22 protein-coding genes and 1 pseudogene are annotated in these 26,694 nt (G+C 41.5%); 12 read left to right on the top strand and 11 right to left on the bottom strand.

All coding sequences use genetic code 11. The annotated features are described in order from the left end of the window. Window positions 1-50: 50 nt before the first annotated feature. The 4 genes from MKI85_RS14625 to rlmE all read right to left on the bottom strand — a co-directional run bounded on the left by MKI85_RS14625 (window position 51) and on the right by rlmE (window position 5,478). Window positions 51-1,646 carry a vWA domain-containing protein gene (locus MKI85_RS14625; protein ID WP_413350600.1) on the bottom strand — a complete coding sequence of 532 codons (1,596 nt, stop codon included), beginning with the start codon at window positions 1,644-1,646 and terminating at the stop codon, window positions 51-53. Window positions 1,647-1,803: 157 nt separating this feature from the next. Beyond that, complete coding sequence (gene folP, locus MKI85_RS14620; protein WP_241628667.1) at window positions 1,804-2,655, bottom strand: dihydropteroate synthase; 852 nt, start codon at window positions 2,653-2,655, stop codon at window positions 1,804-1,806. A gap of 146 nt (window positions 2,656-2,801) precedes the next feature. Beyond that, a complete protein-coding gene (gene ftsH / locus MKI85_RS14615; protein ID WP_241628665.1) occupies window positions 2,802-4,691 on the bottom strand; it encodes an ATP-dependent zinc metalloprotease FtsH in 1,890 nt (629 codons plus the stop codon). Window positions 4,692-4,827: 136 nt separating this feature from the next. Beyond that, complete coding sequence (gene rlmE / locus MKI85_RS14610) at window positions 4,828-5,478, bottom strand: 23S rRNA (uridine(2552)-2'-O)-methyltransferase RlmE (RefSeq protein ID WP_241628663.1); 651 nt, start codon at window positions 5,476-5,478, stop codon at window positions 4,828-4,830. 185 nt (window positions 5,479-5,663) lie between these two features. On the opposite strand from rlmE, the gene yhbY reads away from it, so the two are divergent. Continuing rightward, the gene (gene yhbY, locus MKI85_RS14605) at window positions 5,664-5,987 is read left to right on the top strand and encodes a ribosome assembly RNA-binding protein YhbY (RefSeq protein WP_241628661.1); all 324 of its coding nucleotides are present in this window, start codon (window positions 5,664-5,666) and stop codon (window positions 5,985-5,987) included. A gap of 9 nt (window positions 5,988-5,996) precedes the next feature. Continuing rightward, complete coding sequence (locus MKI85_RS14600; protein WP_241628660.1) at window positions 5,997-6,536, top strand: DOMON-like domain-containing protein; 540 nt, start codon at window positions 5,997-5,999, stop codon at window positions 6,534-6,536. Between the two features lie 65 nt (window positions 6,537-6,601). Here MKI85_RS14600 and MKI85_RS14595 read toward each other — a convergent pair whose 3' ends face one another. Beyond that, window positions 6,602-7,069, bottom strand: a complete 468-nt coding sequence (locus MKI85_RS14595) for a hypothetical protein (RefSeq protein ID WP_241628659.1) — start codon at window positions 7,067-7,069, stop codon at window positions 6,602-6,604. A gap of 321 nt (window positions 7,070-7,390) precedes the next feature. Between MKI85_RS14595 and carA the strand changes: the two genes are divergently transcribed. The 4 genes from carA (at window position 7,391) to MKI85_RS14575 (ending at window position 13,377) form a co-directional block, all read left to right on the top strand. Next, the gene (carA, locus tag MKI85_RS14590; RefSeq protein WP_241628657.1) at window positions 7,391-8,530 is read left to right on the top strand and encodes a glutamine-hydrolyzing carbamoyl-phosphate synthase small subunit; all 1,140 of its coding nucleotides are present in this window, start codon (window positions 7,391-7,393) and stop codon (window positions 8,528-8,530) included. Window positions 8,531-8,545: 15 nt separating this feature from the next. Then, window positions 8,546-11,779, top strand: a complete 3,234-nt coding sequence (carB, locus tag MKI85_RS14585; RefSeq protein ID WP_241628656.1) for a carbamoyl-phosphate synthase large subunit — start codon at window positions 8,546-8,548, stop codon at window positions 11,777-11,779. A 95-nt stretch (window positions 11,780-11,874) separates the two neighbouring features. Beyond that, entirely contained in the window at window positions 11,875-12,351 is a 477-nt protein-coding gene (greA, locus tag MKI85_RS14580) for a transcription elongation factor GreA (protein ID WP_241628655.1), read from the top strand. Window positions 12,352-12,753: 402 nt separating this feature from the next. Continuing rightward, the gene (locus MKI85_RS14575) at window positions 12,754-13,377 is read left to right on the top strand and encodes a CatB-related O-acetyltransferase (RefSeq protein WP_241628654.1); all 624 of its coding nucleotides are present in this window, start codon (window positions 12,754-12,756) and stop codon (window positions 13,375-13,377) included. Between the two features lie 135 nt (window positions 13,378-13,512). On the opposite strand, the gene MKI85_RS14570 is transcribed toward MKI85_RS14575, so the two are convergent. Further along, entirely contained in the window at window positions 13,513-14,259 is a 747-nt protein-coding gene (locus MKI85_RS14570; protein WP_241628652.1) for a hypothetical protein, read from the bottom strand. 86 nt (window positions 14,260-14,345) lie between these two features. Continuing rightward, a pseudogene (locus tag MKI85_RS14565) lies at window positions 14,346-14,525 on the bottom strand (P-loop ATPase); the annotation flags it as partial. Window positions 14,526-14,874: 349 nt separating this feature from the next. Here MKI85_RS14565 and MKI85_RS14560 point away from each other — a divergent pair. Next, window positions 14,875-15,315 (top strand): universal stress protein, encoded by a 441-nt coding sequence (locus MKI85_RS14560; protein WP_100243297.1) that lies wholly within the window; start codon window positions 14,875-14,877, stop codon window positions 15,313-15,315. Window positions 15,316-15,378: 63 nt separating this feature from the next. Here MKI85_RS14560 and MKI85_RS14555 read toward each other — a convergent pair whose 3' ends face one another. Then, the gene (locus tag MKI85_RS14555; RefSeq protein WP_241628650.1) at window positions 15,379-15,714 is read right to left on the bottom strand and encodes an MGMT family protein; all 336 of its coding nucleotides are present in this window, start codon (window positions 15,712-15,714) and stop codon (window positions 15,379-15,381) included. A gap of 30 nt (window positions 15,715-15,744) precedes the next feature. Then, the gene (locus tag MKI85_RS14550) at window positions 15,745-17,244 is read right to left on the bottom strand and encodes a cation:proton antiporter (RefSeq protein WP_241628648.1); all 1,500 of its coding nucleotides are present in this window, start codon (window positions 17,242-17,244) and stop codon (window positions 15,745-15,747) included. 247 nt (window positions 17,245-17,491) lie between these two features. Between MKI85_RS14550 and MKI85_RS14545 the strand changes: the two genes are divergently transcribed. After that, on the top strand, window positions 17,492-18,049 hold the full coding sequence (locus tag MKI85_RS14545; RefSeq protein WP_241628646.1) for a hypothetical protein: 558 nt from the start codon (window positions 17,492-17,494) through the stop codon (window positions 18,047-18,049). Window positions 18,050-18,112: 63 nt separating this feature from the next. Here the strand turns inward: MKI85_RS14545 and MKI85_RS14540 are convergent, their stop codons facing one another. Further along, window positions 18,113-19,330 carry a multidrug effflux MFS transporter gene (locus tag MKI85_RS14540; RefSeq protein ID WP_241628644.1) on the bottom strand — a complete coding sequence of 406 codons (1,218 nt, stop codon included), beginning with the start codon at window positions 19,328-19,330 and terminating at the stop codon, window positions 18,113-18,115. A 142-nt stretch (window positions 19,331-19,472) separates the two neighbouring features. Between MKI85_RS14540 and yccS the strand changes: the two genes are divergently transcribed. The 4 genes from yccS to MKI85_RS14520 all read left to right on the top strand — a co-directional run bounded on the left by yccS (window position 19,473) and on the right by MKI85_RS14520 (window position 26,077). Continuing rightward, window positions 19,473-21,647: a YccS family putative transporter gene (gene yccS, locus MKI85_RS14535; RefSeq protein ID WP_241628643.1), complete on the top strand. Its 2,175-nt coding sequence runs from the start codon at window positions 19,473-19,475 to the stop codon at window positions 21,645-21,647. Between the two features lie 161 nt (window positions 21,648-21,808). Then, entirely contained in the window at window positions 21,809-22,369 is a 561-nt protein-coding gene (locus MKI85_RS14530) for a hypothetical protein (protein ID WP_241628641.1), read from the top strand. 164 nt (window positions 22,370-22,533) lie between these two features. Next, window positions 22,534-25,152, top strand: coding sequence for a PepSY domain-containing protein (locus MKI85_RS14525; RefSeq protein WP_241628640.1), 2,619 nt, complete (start codon window positions 22,534-22,536; stop codon window positions 25,150-25,152). Between the two features lie 139 nt (window positions 25,153-25,291). Beyond that, complete coding sequence (locus MKI85_RS14520; RefSeq protein ID WP_241628639.1) at window positions 25,292-26,077, top strand: YdcF family protein; 786 nt, start codon at window positions 25,292-25,294, stop codon at window positions 26,075-26,077. 3 nt (window positions 26,078-26,080) lie between these two features. Here the strand turns inward: MKI85_RS14520 and MKI85_RS14515 are convergent, their stop codons facing one another. Then, a complete protein-coding gene (locus MKI85_RS14515; protein WP_241628638.1) occupies window positions 26,081-26,542 on the bottom strand; it encodes a DUF2750 domain-containing protein in 462 nt (153 codons plus the stop codon). Between the last annotated feature and the right edge of the window lie 152 nt (window positions 26,543-26,694).

Below are 26,694 nucleotides of genomic sequence, written 5' to 3'. Positions count from 1 at the left end.
CAGATTAAATTCCACCCTTAAATATTGTGAAAAAATACAGAAACTTAGAATTAAGGCTTAACAGGCTCAGCACTCAAGCTTTTCGCTGTTTTCACCAAATCCAGAAACTCGGCACGTAAGCCAAACTCATCTGGCTGTGCCGCACTTTGCGCTAACTTAAAAATATCATCCCATTGCATCTGCGCATTATATTGCCCACCCCGCAATTGCTGCGCATAAGCTGCAACAGCAATCGTAAAGCGCGTATCAACCGATGATTGCGCCAAGTCTTGACTACGTGCTGGTACTGGCTGACTCAACAAAATACTTTGATTCTGCTGTGGTTGTTTATAGCGCACATTCACATAAGCATATTCCTGTTTATTAGTTTTGCTTGAATTTACAGGTGCCTGATAGCGCGACTCATTCAACCACCCTTTTTGCCCCACAGGAATAATTTCATATAAAGCTGTGACTGTATGACCCGCCCCAATATCCCCAGCATCTACACGATCATTATTAAAATCTTCATTTTTTAATAGGCGATTTTCATAACCAACCAGACGATATTCTTTGACCGTTGCAGGATTAAATTCAACTTGGATTTTGACATCCTGTGCGACGGTTGCTAGTGTCGAACTGAGTTGGCGTTGTAATACTTTCTTGGCTTCACGCTCATTGTCGATATAACTATAGTTCCCATCTCCAGCATCTGCCAACTGCTCCATTAACTGCTCATCATAGTTTCCAGAACCAAAGCCAAAAGTGGAAAAAGAAATTCCCGATTTACGTTTTTCCGCAATCATGCCCTTTAAGGTATCAAAATCTGTAATTCCGACATTAAAGTCACCATCAGTTGCGATTAGAATACGGTTGATGCCGCCTTGAATATATGACTTTTGCGCTTGGTCATACGCCAGTTGAATAGCGCGCTCACCTGAGGTTGCCCCGCCTGCTTTTAAGCGATGAATGACTTTTAAAATTTTATCCTTGTCAGCGCCAGAAGTTGGCGACAAAGCCAGATCTTCTCCACTGGCATAGGTCACAATACTCACCTTATCTTGTGGGCGTAATTGCTCTGTCAATAAGCTCAGGGTTTTCTTCACCAAAGGTAACTTATTTTCAGCACTCATACTTCCAGAGACATCCACCAAAAAGACCAGATTGGCCGGTGGGAGTTGCTGCATCTCCAAATCTTTAGCCTTAATGCCAATCTTGATAATTTTGGCATTCTGCTGCCATGGAGAATTAACCACTTCGGTATTCACCGAAAAGGGATGCTGCCCCACAGGATTTGGATAGTGATAGTTAAAGTAATTCAGCATTTCTTCTATGCGTACAGCATCTACGGGAGGCAATTGCGCTGCCTGTGTCAAATAGCGCCGAACATTACTATAGCTACCTGTATCCACATCAACACTAAAGGTAGAGATAGGCTGCTGCGCAACCACATGCACAGGATTGGTTTCTATTTTCTGATAATTCTCGGTATTTTCGATAGGCAATGGCATATTTTCTGACATGCTCATCATAGCCATTGGTGCAGGCATCGCCAAACCAACCACTGCCGTTCTACTCATCGACATTTGCTGTGGTGGAACCTGCCCACAGGCAGCCAACAATATACCCGTTACAGTAAGCACTAAAAATTCAGGTCTTAACATCATGATTTATCCAACGTTATTTTATTTAAAATTCAATTCCAATATTCTGCAAACATAGCTCCATGTTGCAAAGCACTTTCCTTGTGCAATATAACCAAGAGCGATGCATCAAAGATCATTTATTATTCTTCATCCAACAGCATATAAATTCAGCAATCATTTAAGCAGATTGCATAGCTTGCCACACTTTAATCGCATCAGACATGGCTTTCACATCATGTGCACGCACCATGCACGCACCTTGCTGAATACTGAGTAAATGAGCTGCAACAGAACCTACCGCCCGCTCTACCGCATCAGCTCCACCCAATGCCTCACCAATAAAGCGCTTACGTGACAATGCGGATAAAATTGGATAACCCATACGATTCAGCTTCCAAAACTCTTTTAACAGTCGCAAGTTCTGCTGAGCATTCTTAGCAAAACCAAAACCAGGGTCAATCATGATATGTTCAGGTTTTACCCCAGCCTCCAAAGCATCATCGACGCGCTGCTGTAACTCTGCAATTACATCCTCAGTCACATCTTGGTACTGATCTAAATTATTCATCGTGGTCGGCTCACCACGCATATGCATAATAATAATCGGAATATTTAACTCAGCCGCGGTTTCAAGTGCATGTGGACGCGTCAATGCACGAACATCATTCCAAATGTGCGCTCCCGCAGCCACAGCAGCACGAATCACTTCCGGCTGCGAGGTATCAATTGAAATAATCACATCGTGCTGCGCAAGTGCCTGCACTACAGGAATTACTCTGTGAATTTCCTCTTCAACTTCAACCACTGATGCACCTGGTCGTGTGGACTCCCCCCCCACATCAATCACGCTTGCCCCTTCCGCCACCATTTGTAAGGCACGTGCAACTGCTGCATCCTTGGAATTATGCAAGCCACCATCACTAAAAGAATCAGGTGTCACGTTTAGAATCCCCATCACATGTGGCTGAGATAAATCCAAACTCAAACGACCACAACTGATGACTCGATTCGGTAAGGGCATAAGTTGCATAAATACACTCCTGAAACAATCGCTGCTAGTGTAGCAATTCAATCCCATTTCAGGCTGAAAACTTTTCCATTGGATTTTTATTCTTAATGCATAAGCATAAAAAAAGAGCCTCTTTTAGAGACTCTCTTTTACATTATCCTTGCAACTTAGCTTGCTGGCAAAGGTGGTGGTGTAGATGGACCATTTGTAGGTGTCACATCAATCACTGGGTTTTCAGCCACATACACCTTAGGTGGTTGCGGCTCACGCCCCTCCATAATGTCACGAATTTGATCACGATCAATCGTTTCCCATTCCATTAAGGCTTTCACCATCGCATGTGCGATATCTTTATTATTTTCCAAGACATCACGTGCAACGCGGTATTGCTCATCAAGGATGCGACGTACTTCTTCATCGACTTTTTGCTGCGTCGCTTCAGAAATGGTACGACTACCGACATTACCGAAGAAACCATTTTGGTTTTCATCTTCGTAGACCATCACACCCAGCTTGTCCGACATACCGTATTTGGTCACCATCGCACGCGCCATTTTGGTTGCACGTTCGAAGTCGTTCGAAGCCCCTGTTGATTGCTGGTTGATGAAGATTTCTTCCGCAATACGACCACCAAACAAGATAGAAAGTTCATTCAACATCTTGTCTTTGTAATGGCTAATCTGATCTTGCTCAGGCAACTGCCAAGTCACACCCAATGCCCAACCACGCGGCATAATTGTAACCTTATGCACAGGATCCGTACCTGGCAAAATTTCAGCAACAATCGCATGACCTGCTTCATGGTAAGCCGTTGCACGACGCTCTTCTTCACGAAGCACCATCGATTTACGCTCTGGGCCCATGAAAATTTTGTCTTTTGCATCTTCAAAATCATGCATGTCCACCGTGTTTTTATTACGGCGTGCTGCAAACAATGCAGCCTCATTGACCAAGTTTGCCAATTGCGCACCTGAAAAACCTGGTGTACCACGAGCGAGAACTTTTAGATCTACACCTGTCACTGAAGGCAATTTCTTCAAGTGAACATTCAGAATTTGCTCGCGACCTTTAATGTCTGGAAGACCAACCATCACTTGACGGTCAAAACGCCCTGGACGAAGTAAGGCTTTATCCAATACATCCGCACGGTTGGTTGCAGCAATAACGATAATACCTTCATTACCTTCAAAGCCATCCATTTCCACCAACATCTGGTTCAAAGTTTGTTCACGTTCATCGTGACCACCACCTGTACCTGAACCACGATGACGACCCACTGCATCAATCTCATCGATGAAAATGATACATGGTGCATGACGTTTGGCTTGTTCGAACATATCACGTACACGTGATGCACCCACACCAACAAACATCTCAACGAAGTCAGAACCCGAAATACTAAAGAAAGGAACTTTGGCTTCACCCGCAATGGCTTTTGCAAGTAGGGTTTTACCTGTACCAGGCGGACCCACCATCAATACACCTTTCGGAATAGTCGCACCAAGACGTTTAAACTTCGCAGGATCTTTCAAGAAGTCTACAATTTCGACCACTTCTTGCTTTGCTTCATCACAGCCCGCTACATCCGTAAATGTAATTTTGATTTGGTCTTCAGTCAGCATTTTTGCTTTCGACTTACCAAAACTCATTGGACCGTTTTTACCACCTGCTCCGCCACCCATGTTGCGCATAAAGAACATGAATAACAAAATGATTAAAAGTACAGGGAAGCTTGCAATCAGCAGTTGCATCAACAAACCTTGACGTTGCGGTGCAGTACCTTCAACGACAACATTGTTTTTAATCAGGCTAGGCATCAATTCAGGATCTTGCACCGCAGGACGGATACTTTCGAACTCTGATCCATTTGATTTAGTGCCACTAATTCTTTCACCGTCAATTGTGACTTGCTTAATTTGACCAGCATTCACCGCTGTAACGAACTCTGAATAGTTCATTGCAGCTGGCTTATCGCGGTCACTGATGTTGCTGAATATTAAAATCAGCACACCTAGTATAATGAGCCACAACACGGCATTCTTGAAGAGATCGCTCAAAGCTTTATTCCCATATCAATCTAATTTGATCATGCCCAAGGATGGGTGACCTTAATAATGTAAGCTGCAAACCCAGCTGTTCAATAATGTAAAAAAGTACAAAATGCACAATTTTTAACGAGTTGGCAAGTAAACTTTACTTTAAAGCCTTCTTGCGCCCTTGGCCGATTAAAAAAACTTCTTTCGAACGAGCACGTGATGCAGCCGGCTTCACCGTCTTCAACACGTCAAAACTATCGACCACTTGTTTACGGAATTCATCAAAACCTGTGCCTTGGAAAACCTTCACTACAAACTGCCCATTCGGTCCTAAAACTTTATTGGCAAAGTCTAATGCGAGTTCACACAGGTAGATTTGACGAGGTTGATCTACAGCCTTATTACCTGATGTATTGGGGGCCATATCTGAAATTACAACGTCAACAACACGCCCATTTAAAATATTTAACAATTTTTCGAAGACTTCTTCCTCGCGGAAGTCACCTTGTAAAAAAGTCACATCGGGTAAAGCATCCATTTCTAAAATATCTGATGCGATGACTAAACCTTTATCACCGACCAGTTTTCCTGCAATTTGGGACCAACTTCCTGGAGCAGCACCCAAATCCACCACAGTCATACCGGGTTTAATAATTTTATATTTTTCTTGGATTTCAAGTAACTTGTAAGCAGCTCGCGCTCTATAACCTTCCTTTTGCGCTTTTTTCACAAAAGGATCATCAAGATGCTCTCTCATCCACGCACGACTACTTTTGGATAATTTTTGGTTGGTAATGCGTGTGGCCATAACTCTCTATGTATATAAAAACTTCTAATTTTTTATTGTACGTGAAAAACCAAGTGCTTGCAGTATACATCTGTATCAAAATCGACTAAATCTGTCTGTTTTTTTCAATCAACAAGATCGATTAATTCAACCGCTTCAACTCATTTTTGCTATACTAGGTCGTTTTTAAAATTAGGTTATCTTTCATGGCGACTTTATCTATTCAGGAACGCAAGCGTTTACGTCAAATTGGTCATGCACTCAATCCTGTTGTGATGATTGGTGGTCAAGGTTTGACTGAGAATGTCGTTGAGGAAACCAATCGTGCATTAAGCGATCACGAGCTCATCAAAGTTAAAATTGCGGGTGAAGATCGTGAAGCACGTGTCGCGGTGATTGCTGAAATTGCTGAAGTAACGGGTGCTGAAGTGGTTCAGACTATCGGTAAAATTGTTTTGCTTTACAAAAAAGCAAAACCGCAAAATCCTAAACTTTCGAACCTTGTTCGTCACGCACATTTATCTAAGTAATTTCGATTTATGGCAAGTTACGAGCTCAGTGCATTTGATCGACGCTTTCAAGCGATTTCCGTGGTTGGCGCGATTGAACAAGTTAGCCCTTTTACGCTGAATGTTGGCTTTTGGATTCGAGACCCGAACCAGTGGATTGATTGGCCTACTTTGGTTACAGCTCACCCACGTCAGGATTTTCTTTGGGAAAACACCTGTTTTGAGATTTTTATTGGTGTGAAACACGAAGATTTTTATCGTGAAATCAATTTAGCACCTTCTCAAGCTTGGCAAGCCTATCAATTTGAAGAATATCGTTATCCTGAAGATATACCTCCACAGGCTGTGTATGATATTGAGTTAAATCAGCTTAAACGTACACACTATGGCCTAAATGTCAGTTTAGATCTGACTGAATTTATGCTGAAACATAAACTCAAATGGTCTGACTTATTTTTAGGCTTAACTGCTGTGCTTAAAACCTCTCAAGGTGAGCAATTTTACGCAATGCAACACAGTAGTCCAACTGCTGATTTCCACAATAAGCGCGATTGGCTGCATCAGTTCTAAAGCACTTCAACTCCTCTCCTTCTACAAGGAGAGGTGAAATTTTTCTTTATAAATTCATTATTCGCTCAAGGTTGGCTCTCAGAAGCATCTTTAGTCGAAACCTTATTCCAAGCCTCTAGGGTGTGTTCTTTAGAGCGTTTAAAGGTTTCAGTGAGTTGATCTTTATGCTTAACTGAAATTTGACTCACATCTTCTTTCAATTCTTTACCGAATTTAGTCAAATCTTCAATGACCGCATTCACTTCAGTTTTTACAAAAGCTTTAAGATCGGTTAAATCCTTCTGGGACAAATTTAATTGGGATTTTAAACCTTCAATTCGTTGCAAAACATCTTCTTTCAGCTGACGAATTTGATCTTGCACAGTGGCATTTAATTGCTTGGCTTCTTCAGCCACTTTTTCTTCAGCCTCTACAACAGCTTCAGTCACCTGCTGTTTTGCCTGTTTCGCTACTTTTTCAACTTTCACAGCACTTTCAGTGACGACCTCTTTCAAGGAATCGGTTACTTCAGCTGGCTTTTTTTCTACTGTCATGATGTACAACCTATTTTTATAGTGAGAAGGCTTCAAGCTTAACTGGACTTGATAAAATTTAATCACTGATTTGTCGGACAATTCTTAATTGCTTACATTTTCATTTCGCGCAACAAAACAACGATCTAAAAAATGCAAGCGATTTATCATGCGATTCTTTGGTTTTTACGTGGACTTTTTCACACTAGATGCGTATAATGCGCTGTTAAGTTACAAGCGAGCAGACATAGGGAGGGTAGGTTTTTTTATAGCCTTCCTTTTTTTTCGTCTACTCGCTTTTTTACAGCCCTATTTTTGTGGTTTTAGTTCAGGAGCTTTGTTTTGAGCATCCCCGCCATTTTAGCCCTTGCCGACGGTACAATTTTTAAAGGTACGTCAATCGGTGCAACGGGAAGTACGACAGGTGAAGTCGTTTTCAACACTGCCATGACTGGCTATCAAGAAATTTTGACTGACCCAAGTTATGCACAACAACTTGTGACGTTAACTTATCCTCATATTGGTAATACTGGCTGTAACTCTGAAGATGCAGAGTCTGGCCGTATTCATAAAGTGTGGGCGAACGGTTTAATTATCCGTGACTTACCTTTATTACATAGCAACTTCCGTGCAGAACAGTCTCTAGGTGAATACCTTGTAGAACATAATGTTGTTGCCATTGCAGATATCGATACTCGTAAATTGACGCGTATCCTTCGTGCAAAAGGCGCTCAAAACGGTTGTATTCTTGCTGGCGAAAATATTACAGAAGAAGAAGCACTGGCAAAAGCACGTGCATTCGGCGGCTTGAATGGTTTAGATCTTGCGAAAGAATGCTGTGATCCTGAAGGATTCGAGTGGACTGAAGGTTCTTGGGTTCTAGGTCAAGGCTTCACGCAACCTGAACACAAATTCCATGTGGTTGCATACGACTATGGTGTTAAAACCAACATCCTGCGTATGCTTGCAGACCGCGGTTGTAAGTTAACTGTAGTGCCTGCACAAACACCAGCAGAGAAAGTTCTCGCGTTAAATCCAGATGGCGTGTTCTTATCAAACGGTCCTGGTGATCCAGCTGCATGTGACTATGCAATTGAAGCTGTAAAAACAATTGTTGAAACAACAGATTTACCAGTATTTGGTATCTGCTTAGGACACCAAATCCTTGCACTTGCTTCTGGTGCACAAACAGTGAAAATGCCACATGGTCACCATGGTGCAAACCATCCTGTACAAAATCTTGAAGATGGTACTGTGATGATTACTTCTCAGAACCACGGCTTTGCTGTTGATGCAGACACTTTGCCTGCCAACATTAAAGCAACGCACAAATCATTGTTTGACGGCACCCTACAAGGGATTCACCGTACAGACAAACCTGCGTTCAGCTTCCAAGGTCACCCTGAAGCAAGCCCAGGTCCACATGACTGTGCGCCATTGTTCGATCATTTCATCGAACTTATTGAAGCATCTAAGAAGTAATTAAGGAGCGATATAATGCCTAAACGTACGGATATTAAAAGCATCTTAATTATTGGTGCTGGTCCGATTGTGATTGGTCAAGCGTGTGAGTTTGACTACTCAGGCGCACAAGCGTGTAAAGCCCTTCGTGAAGAAGGTTACCGTGTTATTTTGGTGAACTCTAACCCAGCGACCATTATGACTGACCCTTCAATGGCGGATGCAACCTATATTGAGCCAATCACTTGGCAAACAGTTGCGGCCATTATCGAGAAAGAACGCCCAGATGCAGTTCTTCCTACTATGGGTGGTCAAACCGCATTGAACTGTGCTCTTGCGCTTGATGAGCACGGCATTTTAGAAAAATTCAATGTTGAATTGATTGGTGCGACCAAAGAAGCCATCGAAAAAGCGGAAGACCGTAAACTTTTCGATATCGCAATGCGTAAGATTGGTCTTGAATGTCCAAAAGCTGACATTGCTGAGTCAATGGAACAAGCTTTAGAAATTCAAGCACGCTTCGGCTTCCCTGTGATCATCCGTCCATCATTCACCATGGGTGGTTCAGGTGGTGGTATCGCCTATAACAAAGAAGAATTCATCGAAATCTGCGAACGTGGTTTCGATCTTTCTCCAACCAAACAATTATTGATTGATGAATCATTAATTGGTTGGAAAGAATACGAGATGGAAGTTGTTCGTGACAAAAACGACAACTGTATCATCGTCTGCGCGATTGAAAACTTTGACCCAATGGGCGTGCACACAGGTGACTCAATCACGGTTGCTCCTGCACAAACATTGACCGACAAAGAATACCAATTAATGCGTAATGCTTCTTTAGCAGTACTACGTGAAATTGGTGTAGAAACTGGTGGTTCTAACGTTCAGTTCGGTATCAACCCGAAAGATGGCCGTATGGTTATCATCGAGATGAACCCGCGTGTATCGCGTTCTTCTGCTTTAGCATCTAAAGCTACCGGTTTCCCAATTGCGAAAATTGCAGCGAAGCTTGCTGTTGGTTACACCCTTGATGAATTGAAAAATGACATCACTGGCGGCACAACACCTGCATCATTCGAACCTGCGATTGACTATGTGGTAACGAAGATTCCTCGTTTTAACTTCGAGAAATTCCCACAAGCTGAAGCAATTCTAACCACGCAGATGAAATCTGTAGGTGAAGTAATGGCGATTGGTCGTAACTTCCAAGAGTCTTTACAAAAAGCACTTCGTGGCCTTGAAGTGGGTGCATGTGGCTTTGATGAGAAAATTGAAGTGGGTGCTGAAGGTGCGCGCGACAAAATTCTTCAAGAACTTAAAGTTCCAGGTCCAGAGCGTATTTGGTATATCGCAGATGCTTTCCGTCACGGCTTTACTTTAGACGAAGTTTTTGCTGCAACCAATATCGACAAATGGTTCTTGATTCAAATCGAAGACATTATTAAGTCTGAAGAACAAATCAAAACTTTAGGTTTTGGCGACTTAAATGCAGACAACATTCGTGCATTTAAACGCAAAGGTTTATCAGATCTTCGCATTGCTGATTTGATGGGCATTTCACAAAAACAATTCCGTAAACACCGTTGGAATCTTGGCGTAATGCCTGTTTACAAACGTGTCGATACCTGTGCAGCAGAGTTTGAATCTGATACTGCTTACATGTATTCAACTTACGATGATGAATGTGAAGCAAATCCATCAAGTAAAGACAAAATCATGGTAATCGGTGGTGGTCCTAACCGTATTGGTCAAGGGATCGAGTTCGATTACTGCTGTGTACACGCAGCGCTTGCAATGCGTGATGATGGTTTTGAGACCATCATGGTGAACTGTAACCCTGAAACAGTTTCTACAGATTACGACACTTCAGATCGTTTATACTTCGAACCAATTACACTTGAAGATGTACTTGAAATCGTACGTATCGAGAAGCCTAAAGGCATTATCGTGCAGTACGGTGGTCAAACGCCTTTGAAATTGGCTCGCGCTTTAGAAGAAGCTGGTGCACCAATTATTGGTACATCACCGGATGCAATTGACCGTGCAGAAGACCGTGAACGTTTCCAACAAATGATCCAACGTCTGCAACTTCGTCAACCGAACAACAGCATTGTAAAATCTGCTGAAGAAGGTATGGCTGAAGCATCTAAAGTCGGTTATCCACTGGTTGTTCGCCCATCTTATGTATTGGGTGGTCGTGCGATGGAAATCGTCTATAACGATGAAGAGTTGAAACGCTACTTACGCGATGCAGTTCAAGCATCAAATGAAGCGCCTGTTCTTCTTGATCATTTCTTGGATGATGCCATTGAAGTTGACGTAGACTGCGTATCTGATGGTAAAGATGTGGTGATTGGCGGGATTATGCAGCACATTGAACAAGCGGGTATTCACTCTGGTGACTCAGCATGTTCGATTCCTCCTTACTCGCTTTCACAAGAAGTACAAGACGAAATGCGTCGCCAAACGATTGCGATGGCAAAAGAACTTGGCGTTGTTGGTTTAATGAACGTTCAGTTTGCTGTAAAAGGCAACGACATTTATGTACTTGAAGTGAACCCACGTGCATCACGTACAGTTCCATTCGTATCGAAATGTATTGGCGAATCTTTGGCAAAAGTGGCTGCACGCTGCATGGCGGGTCAATCGTTAGAATCTCAAGGTTTCACCAAAGAGATTATTCCGACTCACTTTTCGGTGAAAGAAGCGGTCTTCCCATTTGCTAAATTCCCTGGCGTTGACCCAATGCTTGGTCCTGAGATGAAATCTACAGGTGAGGTAATGGGTGTAGGTAAAACATTTGGTGAAGCATTCTACAAAGCAGTGCTAGGTTCAAATGAACGCTTACCAGGTTTACCGACAGAAGGCGAAGTGAAACACGCATTCTTGTCTGTACGTGAATCTGACAAGAAATACATCGTTGATATTGCGAAGAAACTTGTTTCTTTCGGCTTTAAACTTGTTGCAACTGGTGGTACGCATGACGTACTTAGCCAAGCAGGTTTAGCGTGTGAACTTGTAAATAAAGTAACCGAAGGCCGTCCACACATTGTAGACCGCTTGAAAAATGGTGAAATACACCTTATTGTCAATACCACTGAGGGCAAACGTGCTCAGTATGACTCAGCCATGATCCGTCGTGCTGCGTTACAAGGTAAAGTGTATTACACAACCACCATTAACGGTGCTGAAGCAGTTTGCCAAGCATTTGGAATCCAATTACCAATGGATGTATACCGTTTGCAAGATTTACAAACCGTAGTTTAATTCGTTTCCGATAAGACCCGTCACCTTATCGGTGGCGGGCTTTTTTCATTTATAAACCTGTATTTTTTTTACACTCACAAACTTGAGGGACAACAATGCAACGTTATCCTATGACTCCCCAAGGCAAAGAAGCCTTAGAGAAAGAATTACATCAATTAAAAAGTATTGAACGTCCACGTATTACTGCAGCTATTGCTGAAGCACGTGAACACGGGGATTTAAAAGAAAACGCGGAATACCATGCTGCACGTGAGCAACAAGGTTTTTGCGAAGGCCGTATTCAAGACATCGAAGGTAAATTGGGTGCAGCTCAAGTCATTGATGTAAAAGATCTTGAACAAAACGGTCGCGTTGTTTTTGGTGTAACAGTGACCATTGAAAACTTGGACACAGAAGAACAAAAGACCTATATGATTGTGGGCGATGACGAAGCAGATTTCAAAATCAATAAAATCTCTGTCAACTCTCCAATTGCACGTGGTCTTTTAGGTAAAAGCGAAGGCGATGATGCAAAAATTCAGACACCAAATGGTGAAGTTGAATACGAAATTGTTAGCGTTGAATATCTTTAATTTTGCATATTAAAGATTCAAGCCCCTCTTTTGAGGGGTTTTTTTGTACAAAACTATTTAAGATAAAAGCATCTTCAAAATTACAATACAAAGAATCGACAACAGAATCCTTCAAGAGCTCTACTATGCAATTGGTGGATTCTTCTTAGGAATCCTCATAGCAATGACATAGTCACGTTACATCAACAGTAGTACCAACTCTGTGATAATTACTCTGACCACAACAGTACTTACATTTTTGGGTGGTTTTCTTTTTCCAAATTCGGTTCAACACTGGTTCAAATTATTATGGAATCTGTTTCGCTAACTCATCGCTCATCCGTAAATCAAACAAGTGCTACGTGATGGGAAACTCCACACAATCCGTTATAATCCATACACCCATACCTTATGCTGCCGACCATGTCTGAACCTTTGATTAACTCCCCTGTCAAACACTGGTGCGAATTCGAATTCATCTCTAAAACCGTGAAGAATCCGAACATTCACATTAAAGGGAATTATTCATACTATTCAGCGTATTGGGATCAAGGCTTTGAACGTTGTGTCGTGCGTTATTTACATGATAAGCCCTCTACCCCTGAAAAACCCATTGACCAACTGTATATTGGCAACTTTGTCTGTTTTGGCGCTGAATGCGTGATTATGATGGGTGGGAATCAACTACACCGAACAGATTGGATTTCAGCTTTCCCCTTTGATACTCGCAGTTTTGTCCCTGCTGGAGATACAATTATTGGTGATGGTTGCTGGATTGGCAGTCGCGCCATGATTATGCAAGGCGTAACACTAGGTGAAGGTGCAGTAGTTGCGACAGGTGCAGTCGTTACCAAAGATGTACCACCTTATGCAGTTGTGGGTGGCGTACCTGCGAAAATTATTAAATACCGTTTCCCTGAAGAAGATATTCAAAAGCTGCTTGCTCTTAAACTTTATGAATTAGATGAAAAGCAGTTTTTAAAGATGCGTGAGCAGTTGCAGACGGATGATGTGGGAGAATTAATTAAATATTTTGAAAATCTATGATCTTTCAATAATTGTTTGCTCATAACCCCTTAAAAATGCAGCTCTTTGAGGGCAATCCTCCATGATCGCTAATTGTAGCGCTGCATATAATGACCAATTTTCTTCATCAAATTGCTCATGTTCAAATTTACTTTCTTAAAAAACAGTGCATCTTAGTTGAAACAAACGATAAACCTCATCATTTACTATGTTAGATTTTAATTCTTCCTTAAAATATTTAACCCTTTTATTACCATTGCTATCCGACAAATAAATAGAATTAATAATTGCTTCAAATGAGACCCACATCAATATAAAACGCTCCTTCGGAAAATTTTGTTGGAAAGCTTTATCCAATAATATTAAGGCATCAATTGGCACATTTCTTAATTTTGAAAATTCAATTTCATCATAAAAGTTTAAACTTTGAATATCAAAAGGCGATGCATATCCTAATTCAGAAGCAACTCCAGCATTTTGAAAATTTTCACTATTGAAATGTGTAACCAACATTAATTCACGTGCAACAGGCACACCAAATATTAATCTAAGAGTATTAATAATCCGAAGTGTTTTATCTTGGCATTCTTGATTTTCAATTGCTTGCTCCAAACCAACAGTCAATTTGAGGTTATTACTTAGAGCAGGAATAGAAATACCATAATTTGTGCTAAAACATTGATTACTTTCATCATAGTGAGTTCTAAATTTCATTCTTTCAGAACTATTATCAGGAGGTCTTACAAGACTAATATCTACATACTTAAAACCATTTGATGACAACAGCTCTCTGACCTTAGGCAAACAATCTAACTGAACTGAAGAACTCCATATTGATTCTTCAAACACATTAATGCCAAAATTTTTCCAATCATTTATTAATCTTTTACGCGTTTCCAACATAAAATCATCTCAATCAAATTTATCTTCTAGACCCTTAAAACTAACCAACTCATTCAACACTAAATAGAACTTTTAATGATACTTCACCACGTTTTCCCTTCTCCCCAACGTGCATCCAAAGCAAGCACAGCACTACAGTTAAGACAATCAACATAGTTCGTCAACTGAATACCTAAACGCTTACGATCCCAAAGATCACCTTCCCAAGCAGTTTCAATATTATCTAAATTCGTTCTATTCCAGTTTAATTGGGTTTGATCAGTCATGTATTGTTTGTTATTAATAAGTTGGCAACATCATACTATGCCTTATAAATGTGACCAAGTTTCACTCATTTAAGTCCATTCTCAATAAAAAGATGCCTTAACTTAGCTGTTTCATTTTTCTCACAATTTTTACCCGACTTTAGTACAACAACGCATACTTTTTAGGCAAAAAACATGCTAAGTTAGGTTATGGAATCGACGGTTTATAAAGCCTTATCCTTATGAAAATACTAGGTTTTATAAAGTCAAAATTAGGGTTAGTATAAAAGCATAAACAATAATTTTGAGTCGCAACTCTCAAATAAAACAGCTTCTAGAATGATTGTAATGAAAACAAGGAGTAACACAGATGGCTTATCAAAATATTTTGGTTCCAGTGGACGGTTCAGAAACCTCTTTTGCAGCAGTAAAACAAGCAGCAGAGCTTGCTAAAGCATTTGGCAGCAAAATTACTGTTGTACAAGTGCTTGCTTTAGACCCTTACATTGCAGCCGAATATATTACTGCTGCACAAACCAATGATTTAATTGAACGTGCACGTACTTCTATTCAAGCAACCCTTGAGGAAGCAAAAGCAAAATTTAGCGCTGAAGGTCTGCAAGTAGAAGCGCGTCTACTTGAGGGTCAAGTGATTCACCAAGAAATCATTAATGCAGCGAAAGAAACCAACGCTGATTTAATTGTGATTGGTTCACATGGTCGTACAGGACTGAAAAAATTATTCTTAGGTAGCGTTGCACAAAACATTCTTGGCGATACAGGTGTCCCTGTATTGGTGGTTCGCCAATAATTGAATTCATCGACTTGGTCTTACACTCATACTCAGCACTGGGTGTAAGACCTTTTATCTAGACTAAAGAATCTCGCCATCCCACTGATACTGCTTTAAGTTCACCCTCCCTGCAATCACAGCAATATTTTCCGCCTGTAATTTTACAACTTGTAGATTATCACCTTGAGTATCTAGCTTGCTTAGGCTAATTTTACCCTGTGAATTAATCACGCGATGCCAAGGTAAATGCACATCTTCTACTTGCTGCAACACTCTCCCAACTAAACGGGCATGTTTGGGCAAGCCTGCCATCTTGGCAACTTGTCCATAGGTGGCAACTTTCCCATAAGGAATTAAAGCCACCACCTGCAAAATCAACTGTGCCAATTCTTTAGAAGATGATTGAATCACTGCCATCTGAAAAATTATCCTTTTGCAGTAGAAGTTTTAAAAGTTTTCTGGACTTTCCAAACGTTTCACTTCTTGTACTTTTTCAGGATTATGCACGGCAGCAACCCCATCAGCGGCTTTTACATCAACAAAGGCATCTGGGTTATAAATGGTAATGGTTTCATTACCCGTTGCATCTTCGCCAACAATATATTGAAATCCCTTACGATTCATCTTATGGCACAACCGCTGATACCATCCCTTAAAGCCTTCTGTCTCTTCATTCGGATTGTAATAAAAGGCATTCATCACTGCTGGCAGCCCTAAACCACACACCAACCCCGATAAAAGCACACTAATAAAGGTATAACCAATCAAGATACTACTGTATTCACTGAGTTGCGGAATGTTGGCAACCGCCAAAATCAAAGCCAGCGAGATTCCCCCACGCACCCCCCCCCAAGATAGAATGGCTAGACTACCGTTATAACTTTTATGTCGAAAACTTGGGAAAAAGGCAAAGGCGAGAAAATTAGCAGCAAAACGTGAAGCATGCAGAATAATAAAGGCAATAATACCGCCTAAAATTAAACTTACACTTAAATCTAAAATAAACAGTTCCAAACCAATCAGGGTGAATAAGAATGAATTGATAATCCCTTCAACCGTATGCCAGAAATGATTCACTTCACGAATTTCACGCTCTTGCAGAATTTCTTTCCATTTATTCCCGACAATTAATCCACCAATCACACAGGCAATTGGTGCAGAAGCATGTGCAAACAGTGCAATCAAGTAGGAACCGCAAGCCAGCAATGCCGTGGTTAAAATCAGGGATTCCATTTCATGTTTGCCACGGAGCAGTCTTAGAATAGCAAGACCAAAGCCCCAACCAATAATAATGGCAACCACAATTTCATATAGCAGGGTTTGTAGCGTACCGATTAAACTAAAATGTTCACCTTGTAAGACATTGAGTAAGGTCATGAATAAAGCAATACACATGGCATCATTAAATAAGGATTCGCCTTCCAATTTGACGATTAAATGATGTGGTGCACGTACTGAACTTAGTACTCCTTTAATGCCAATCGGGTCAGTCGCTCCCAACGCCGCGCCCAAAAGCAGCAACACCAATAAGTCGACATGCTGCCCGACTAAGAATTGATAACCATAGAGCACCACCCCAAACAACACGGCACAAAGTACTAGTGCGATACTGGCTAAAATGCTGATTGGCTTCCAGTAACTGCGTAAATCTGAAACTTTAAACTTCAACGCAGAAGACGTCAGAATAAAACAGATCACACCGTTAATCAGAAAGTCATAAAAGTCGATGTGACGTACAGCATTTTCAATATTATGAATATTGATGGTAATAAACTGATTACCATTCAGCAGGCTTGCACCCCACTGTAAAATAAAGACAAAAATTGCCGAGACAATCGGAACCCCAATTGCTTGTGGAAAGCCTAAAATTCGCTTGTTAAAAATCGTCGTCGCAATTGATAGTGCAAAAATAACCGTGAAAATTTGAAGAAATAAAAAATTACCCATGCGAGTTCCGTTGCTAACCAAGAGATGAAATCAAGCGAATGAACTCAATGATTTTCAAGCTAAATATTGACTTAAACACTATTATTTACATATTTCAGTGTACCGCCTTTTAAAGCTAGCCTCCTAGTTTCGTTAAATTTTTTTAACATAAAACTTGTGCAGGATTAAACAAAGCATTTAGATTGAATCCATATTAAAATGACTCCCCTTTTTTTGCGCTATACACTTTTAGGATATTGGCTCATTTATGCACCAGACCATTAAAACCGTTTTTCGCCTGTGTTTCGCAGCCAGTATTTTTTTAATTACTTTGGCTCTGGTCTGGACGTGTATCGTCAAAACTTTAGAAATTAAAAATGCCACACAAGATTTGGCTCAAGCACAGCAGTTTGAACTGAAATCGACTGCTGCCAAACCGCTGGTATTGGTCACCAACAATCAAAAGCCCGATGAGTCTGTTTTTATTCTTGTCGCCAACCAAGGCTTTATTGCCAAAATGAGCTGTGAGCATTATGCCCAAGACCTATGTACTGATGCTGAGAATCAAAGCCATCGACGTCAGATTGATGTGTTGGGTCTAAAGCAAATTGGTCAGCAGAATTACATTCAGCATATTCAATTTCATGATAGCCAAACACAGAAAGTCAGCCGTTTTGCATATAGCGATGCGCAAATCCAAGCGTTTTTCAAACAAGATATTCAGCAATTAAAATACGTCGTCTTCGGCATTGTGATCTTTGCCCTCATCGCACTTTATGTGAGCTTCCGCATTCTCCGTAACTTTAAGCAATTTCTGCATAAATAACTCAAAGATCCACCCAAGGGACAGTCAACACATACAACTGGATGACTGTCCTTTATTCAAGTTCTATGATTGAACCATCACTTTCTGTGGCGACAAACTGAAGATTGCCAACATTGCGATGGCAATAAAACACAGCATCAAGGTCGCCATGTTCATTAAGTCGCTCCAGACCAAGAAATTCAGAATCACGCCACCCAGCAAGCCACAGGCAAATTGCATACTGCCCATTACTGCACTGGCTGTTCCTGCACGCGCACCCTGCTCAGACATAGCCAATGCCATTGCATTTGGACCTGTAAAACCAATGCCTGAAACCGCCAAGAACATACCCGCATAGACCAGTTCAATCGGAGCATGTTGTAACATGCCTGCAAGCACCAACACCAAGGCACCTGAAAGCTGAATGAATCCACCAATTTTTAAACGACTAAAGACAGAAAGATGCTTGCCCAGTTTTTTATTCAGGGTCGATAGCAGCATAATACCAAAAGCATTCGAACCAAAAGCGATCGCAAAATGTTGCTGGTTCAGACCATAGCCATTCATCAACACCGATGCAGATGAGCTGATATAACAGAACAACACCCCACCCGAGAAACAACCTGCCAGCATTGGAATACGAAAGCTACGATCTTGGAAAATTGCAGCGTACAACTGAAAGACTTGAGTTAGGTTTAAGCGCAAGCGACGTTCAGGTTGCAAGGTTTCCTGAAAAAAGAAATGAATACACAACCAACAGGCTACGCCAATCATCATCAGAAAAACAAAGATGGCATGCCAATTAAAATAACTCAGGACCAATGCACCCAAGGTAGGTGCCAAAATCGGTGCGACCCCCATCACAATCATCATACTGGCAAATGCCTGTGCAGAAGCATTCATGTCCAGACGATCACGAATGGCAGCTCGCGCAATCACAACCCCGACGCATCCACCCAGTGCCTGTAACACACGCGCTGCAATCAACGCCCATTCATTGGTGGCAAGCACACACAATAAGCTGGCAACAACATACAAGGTCAATCCCAAATACAGCGGTTTCTTACGCCCAATTCGGTCACTCAAAGGTCCATAAATCAATTGCCCTATTGCCAAACCCAGAAAATAGGCTGGCAACGTATTTGCCACCATTTGGGTACTCACCCCAAAGTCTTTTGCCATTTGAGGCAAAGCAGGTAAATACATATCAATAGATAGTGGACCCAAGGCCGTCAATAACGCCAATAACATGATCCAAGAGGTCGAATAGGTCTTTGTTGCGGGAGATTGGGGAGTATTCATATTTAATTTTTTAACTACGAAGAAACAAGACAAGCTTACACTCTCCATAGTATTATTTCTTGATCAAAAAAGTGAAATTAATCCTGACTCAAATCTGTTTTTTTGCATAAAGATTTGATGTACTTCTCTTAAAGGAAAACACTTGAACACTTGGCTTACTCGTCTGAAGCAAACCACTTATAACACCACTTTTATGTATAACGTGCGCATGATTATTGCGTTCTCAGGTACAGCCTTTGTTCCCTACTTTTTAGGTCACCAACTGGCAACCATCCCCCTGACTTTAGGCGTTGTAGCTGCAGGTCTGAGCGATATTGATGATCGCTTTTCAGTACGCCTTTTAAACCTGGTTTATACCTATATCGGTTTTTTTGTTACGGCAACGTCCATTTACTTCCTGTTCCCGCATCCAATTCTGTTTGCCATTGGGCTGATTATCTCCTGTATTGGCTTTATTTTATTGGGCTCATTGGGGCGTCGTTACGCCACCATTTCCTATGGCTGTTTGGTCGTTTCCGTATATTCCATGCTCGGTGTCCATCTGTTTGAAGAATGGTATATGCAAGCCTCACTGCTGGTCGCAGGTGCAGCATGGTATGGGGTGATTTCGACCATCAGTTTCTTGTTGTTCCCTGTGCGCCAAGTACAAGACAAATTGTCTGAGTGTTATTCCTCGCTGGGTAATTTCCTGTTTGCCAAATCCAATCTGTTTGATGTAGACATGACTCCGCAAAGCTATCAACAAAGCATGATTGATTTGTCACTGGAAAATGGCAAGTTGGTGGGCATCTTTAACGAAATGAAAACAGCGCTGCTGACTCGTCTCAAAGGCGACCGTGGTCAGCGCGATACGCGTCGCAGCTTGCAATACTATTTTGTCGCACAGGACATTCATGAACGTGCCGATTCTGCCCATATTGATTATCAGATTCTGACCAAAGTATTTGAACACAGCGATATTCTATTTCGCTTCCAACGTATTCTCTCCATTCAGGGCAAAGCCTGTAAGGATTTAAGTGAAAGCATCTTACTGCGCAAAAACTATAAACATAACAAGCGCTTTAAGCATGCCTTTCAAAACCTGAAGGTTTCTTTAGAAAAATTACGCGATGACAATCATTATGACCCAATTTGGGTGAATGCCTTGTTTGCCCTGTACCAAAACCTAAAGTCGATTGACGCTCAATTACGTAACTTAGAAGCCGAACAAAATATCGTGTTCGATAAGAGCAAACATATTGAAAATCAGCTCAAAGATGATGACTTGAAAGGCTGGGATGATATTGTCATCCGGATCAAACACCATCTAACTCCCGAATCGGTTTTATTCCGCCACGCGATCCGACTCTCAATTGTCTTACTGGTCAGCTATGTTTTTGTTCAAGTGACGCAGATTCAATATGGCTACTGGATTATTTTAACCGCCCTGTTTGTTTGCCAACCCAACTTTAACGCCACCAAACGTCGCCTGCGCTTACGAATTGTTGGTACCTTGGTCGGCATTATCATTGGTGAAGCGGTATTGTATTTCATTCCTTCGGTGGAAGGTCAACTGCTGCTCCTCATTCTCAGTGGGGTATTATTCTTTGAATTACGCAGCAAACAGTATGCGCAAGCAACTGCCTTTATTACCATCTTGGCACTGATTAATTTTAATCTGGATGGTTTAGGTTTTTCTGCCGCCTTACCCCGCATGATTGATACACTCATAGGCTGTGCAATCGCTTGGCTAGGGGTAAGCTTTATTTTCCCTGACTGGAAATTCCGTCGCCTACCCCACATTATTCAACGTAGCTTGCAGGCTCAATGTACTTATTTGAATGAAGTGATTCAGCAATACCAACAGGGACGCAACAATGGTTTAAATTATCGTGTAGTGCGTCGTGCTGCGAACAATAGTGATGCCGATGTCGCTTCTCTGATTTCAACTTTAGCCACTGAGCCAGATTTTGACCCAACTCAAAAAAGTCAGGCATTTGAATTTCTCTGTCTGAACCATACCTTTTTGAGTTACATCTCGGCGCTTGGTGCACATCGTGCACAAATTACAGATCCTGAAATTCTGAATCTGCTAAATCAGGCACTGGATGATATTCGTGGTGCTCTTTTGAAAGATGAAATGCCCGATCTCACAGCACAGAATATGTTGCAAACTATTCGGCAACGTCTCACACAGGATAAAAAGGAAGATCAATTGTCGTTAATTATTTTGCAGCAATTATCTTTAATGTTCAGTATCTTGCAACAACTTAGCCATCTCAAGCAAAGTTTAAGCAATGAACGTGATGATCAAGCGACCGAATTTGCATCACTTTAAAGTGTATGTGATTACACTTTAGGATAATTTACTTGCGGCTATATGATGATTTTGCTATTTAAAAAAGCAGCGTCTTAGCCGCAATACAATGCATTTATAACGTATCAACCCCGTGTATTTAATGCTAAACTTTCTCCAGTTTTAAATGTGCTCTTTTCACTATGACCGCAAAAAATTTATACGCTTATACGCTACAACCTGTGAACTACGAAATCTCTGAAGCTGAGCAACGTCATGCTCAGATGGTGATTTGGCGTAGTACCAATAAAATTAGCACCAAAGCATGGATGATTATGGGTGCCATCGTAGCTATTGCGATTTTGGGCATCATCTTATTAAAAAACTACTCGACCATTTTCTGCTGGGTGGCAATTGTTGGGGTAGCTTTGTACCTTGCAATTCGTACTTACGGTTTGGAATGGTATGTGAAACGCAAAATGAATGAGTTTCCTATTCAGGAAATTAAAGGCGTGAAACTTGGGGTACAACCGCACGGCATCGTGATGCGCCAGCAAATGGGCATGCAAGAAGGTGTGGGTGCAATAGGTTGGAAAGACATTTATGAATGGTACAACACACCAGAATTTATGTTGTTGAACTTTAAAGTAAAAGGTCAACAAGGCGCCTATATTTTACCAAAACGTATGGACTCACGTAATTTCTCTTTCGAGACCATCCGTAAGCACTTAAATGAATCTGTAGGTGAAGCGAAGAAGATCTAAGTAGCTTCCCTTTACGATAAAGCCTTCTGAAATATGGAGGCTTTTTTTGCGAAACGAATTCAAAACGATAATGAGAATAAATATTAACTGCAAAATCCACATTATCTGCTCAATCTTCAGTTATAATTTCGCCAATTTATTCACACATCCAACACTTGACCATCATGTTGAAAAAAACATTTTTCCAAATTCACTGGTTTATGGGGATTACCGCTGGATTAATACTGTCCATTATGGGGGTTACTGGCGCAATTTACTCTTACGAACAACAAATCCTAAAATGGATTAACACGGACAGTTATGTCGTCCATGCTGAAAGTCGAGACAAACTCAGCCCTGCCGAGCTCTACACGCATTTTCAACAAGTCGATCCGAATATTCAAATCAACAGCATTACCATCGGCAAAGACCCAACTGCCTCAAGCACTATCAATATTGTGAAAGAAGGCGCGCGTAAGGGCTATAACATGATGGTCAACCCCTACTCTGCTGAAGTGTTACCGGAAATTAAGGGACAAGGCTTCTTTCAATTTGTACAACAACTGCATCGTAACTTAACTGTGGGTCCTGTAGGAAAACAAATTACAGGTGCTTGTACACTCATACTGATTTTCTTTGTCTTGAGTGGTCTGTATTTGCGCTGGCCAAAAAAGCACTCGCTTAAACAATGGTTGTTGGTAAAACCGAAGCTCAAAGGACGTAATTTCCTCTGGGATTTACATGCCGTGGTGGGGACTTGGGCGGTAATCTTTTACTTACTGCTGGCATGTACAGGACTCTACTGGTCTTATGATTGGTGGCGAAATGGTATGTTTAAGGTGATGGGTGTTGAACGTCCGCAGCCTGAAATGCAAGGTGCTAAACCTGAGGGTCAAGGTCCACGTGGAGCATCTAGAGAACAGCGTGGCGAACATGCTCCGCAAGGTCGAACTGGTGAAAGTCGTGGTTCTAAACAAGATGCTGCGAGCTTTAGCCCCGAACAAATGCAATCCGTACTTACACTAACTTGGACGGGGGTTCAGGCTAAACTCGGACATGACTATTCAACACTGACCTTAAACCTGCCGAAAAAAGCAGATGGAAAAGTTGAACTCAGCTTTGTAGACCCAATCCCTCAACATGAACGTGCACGAAACAAAGCCATCTATAACTATCAAGCGGCAAAAGTTCAAGATGTGGAACTGTATGAAGATAAAAAGCTGAATGAAAAAATCATGAGCAGTATGTTGCCTGTTCACCGTGGTAGCTTCTTTGGTCCAATTTACCAGTTCTTGGCCATGCTTGCCGCACTAACGATGCCATTGTTCTTTGTCACGGGTTGGATGCTATATCTGAAACGTCGCAAGCAAAAGAAATTGACCCAAGCAGCACGCTTAGGCAATAACAGTATGAGTGTCGATCCAAATGCAAAACCATGGTTGATTGTCTACGCATCACAGACTGGTGTGGCGGAGCAACTGGCATGGCGTACTGCAACTAGCTTGCAGGAAGCTCGTCAGCCTGTAACGGTTAAAACCGTGCAACAACTCACACTGGATGACCTTAAAGCTATACCACAAGTTCTGTTTGTCGCCAGTACTTATGGTACGGGCGATGCTCCTGATTTGGCTTCTGGTTTTGCCAAGAAAATGCTGAATAGCAATCTGGATTTGAGCCACCTTCATTTCGCAGTCTTGGCTCTAGGCTCTAAAGAATATCCAGATAGTTATTGCAGTTTTGGACATAAGATTACCGCTTGGCTAAAACAGAATCAGGCACAGGCTTTATTTGAAACCATTGAAGTGGATAATGCCAGCCATGAAGATATACAGCGTTGGAATACCGCACTTACCAAGGTTAGTAAACTTGATTTACAAGCCATGCATATTGATAAAACCTTTGACAGTTGGACGTTGATCAATCGTGAATTACTCAATCCAGAGAGTCTAGGTGCGCCTGCATTTAATATTGAATTACAAGCCAAGCATGAAGCCCACTGGCAAGCAGGTGATATTGCTGAGATTCAGCCAGGTAACAGCCCTGAGCGTATTCAAGCATTTATGCTGAAATATCAAATCGCTGCACAAACGCCCGTTGAATCTTTAGGTATTTCAATTGAACAGGTTTTGTGGGATAAACAGCTCAACACTGAAATTGAACCGTTTGCCAACATGGAACATTTGCTTGAGCAACTGCATACTTTACCTTCGCGTGAATATTCAATTGCCAGCATTCCGACACAGCAAAAACTTCGTTTGGTGGTACGTCAACAAAGCAATAATACTGGTGAACTCGGTTTAGGTTCTGGTTGGTTAACAGCTCATGCTGCACTTGGACAAGAAATTGCACTGCGTATTCGCAACAATGAATCATTCCATCTAATTAATGACAATCGTCCCGTCATTTGTATTGGCAATGGAACGGGGATTGCGGGATTGATGAGCCTTTTACATGCCCGTGTGCGTGCCGATTACACTCAGAACTGGCTGATCTTTGGTGAACGCCAACGTGCGCATGACTATTTCTATCAAACTACCATCGAAGCTTGGCAAACCACAGGCATGCTGGAACGTCTGGATTTAGCATTCTCCCGTGATCAAGCTGAAAAAGTATATGTGCACCATGTCCTCCGTAACCAGGCTGCCGAGTTAGTGACTTGGATCAAACGTGGTGCCGTCATTTATATCTGCGGCAGTATCCAAGGCATGGCGAGTGATGTTAACCAAGCCCTAAATGATATTCTGGGTGAAGACACGGTTGAGCAACTTCGCCAAGATGGTCGCTATCGTCGTGATGTGTACTAAAATCTAATGCAATTGAAACAATAAAACCGAGCCTACAACAGCTCGGTTTTATTTTATGCAGCAAGTGAATATCTCAATTAATTAACAGCTAAACTCGGATACAATTCCACTCAAGCACTTCAAACTCCAATCAATCGTAATGCACTCAATACAACTAAAAAGACTGATTTCAGCTTTCATCGGTTCTATTCTCTTCTTAGACGGGGCTTACTTAATCAGTCTGAATAAGATTCATCTAGGCACAGTACTTCCGTTGTTGATTGGCATAGGCTTAATCCTATTTGCTCTGTTCTATCGAAAAATCCAGATTTTTGTACATCAAACAACATTCAGAACCTTCATCTGGCGTTACAGCTGGATCGGATTTCTATGCTGGAGTGCGAGCGTGCTCTGCTTTTTCACATATTTACATCTGGCGACACAATCCGATAAACCAACAGCACCTGTCAAAGCCATTATTGTTTTGGGTAGTGGTGTTGAAAATGGGCAACCTTCTGCCACTTTAGCGCAACGACTGGATCGTGCTGCTGAGCTAGCGAAACAGCAGCCACTAACACCCATTATTATGACTGGTGGGCTGGATTTTAGAGAGCAATATACTGAGGCAGAAATTATGTCGAAGTATGTACAGCACAACTATGCAATTCCCTCAAATCGTATTTGGCTAGAAGATAAAAGCACCAGTACCGATTTAAATCTAAAAAATAGCCAAGCCATCCTGAACCAGCTAAATATTCATTTGAATGAACCGATTGCAATGGTCACCAGTGATTTTCACACATTAAGAGCTGCTGCAATTGCAAAAAAACAAGGCTATAGCAGCATTATTCCTGTTGCAGCACCTACACCATTAGTTAACCGTTACAACTCTTGGCTAAGAGAATATTTCGCTTACCTCAGCGGATGGATACTGAATGAATTTTAAAAGTTAATTTAAACGGATATGACGCGGTAAAGGTAATTTCAAACTTTGGAATTGCTCAGGCTTTTGCAAATACAGTTGATAAAGATAATTTTTCAAATCTAACAAGAATTTTTCTGGTAAAACCATCAAATTATGCCCATCAGGCGTAAGATCCATTGCAAGGGTGGTTTTTTGCTGGCGTAAATATGGAATAAGCTGCTCGACCAAATTCTTGAGGGAAATTTCCTGCACTTGATAATCTGCCCAAGTGTCTTTAATCATCAATTTAGCGAGGCTTTTACTTTGCCAAATCGCGAATCCACGCTGCCCAGTCGGCGTCGTGCACATTGCCCAGCCTTCCTGATACAAAGCCACAATTGAACCCTGAGCAACCATATTTTCAATGAACTGCTTATAAAGTTCTTTTACATTATCATTTGAACTTGGTGCTTTTGCGGTAGCTTTACGCTGATAAGGATTTCTCATGCAATCAGTGATATTGAAATTATTATGAAATAAATTCTATATAAAAGATTGAGCAGAGACAATATATAAGAGATATATGGTGGGCGCTGACGGGATCGAACCGCCGACATTCTGCTTGTAAGGCAGACGCTCTACCAACTGAGCTAAGCGCC

This window comes from Acinetobacter zhairuonensis (assembly GCF_022601715.1).
Taxonomy (GTDB): domain Bacteria; phylum Pseudomonadota; class Gammaproteobacteria; order Pseudomonadales; family Moraxellaceae; genus Acinetobacter.
Note: the sequence above shows the minus strand (reverse complement) of the source record. Positions and strands in the feature narration are given on the sequence as shown.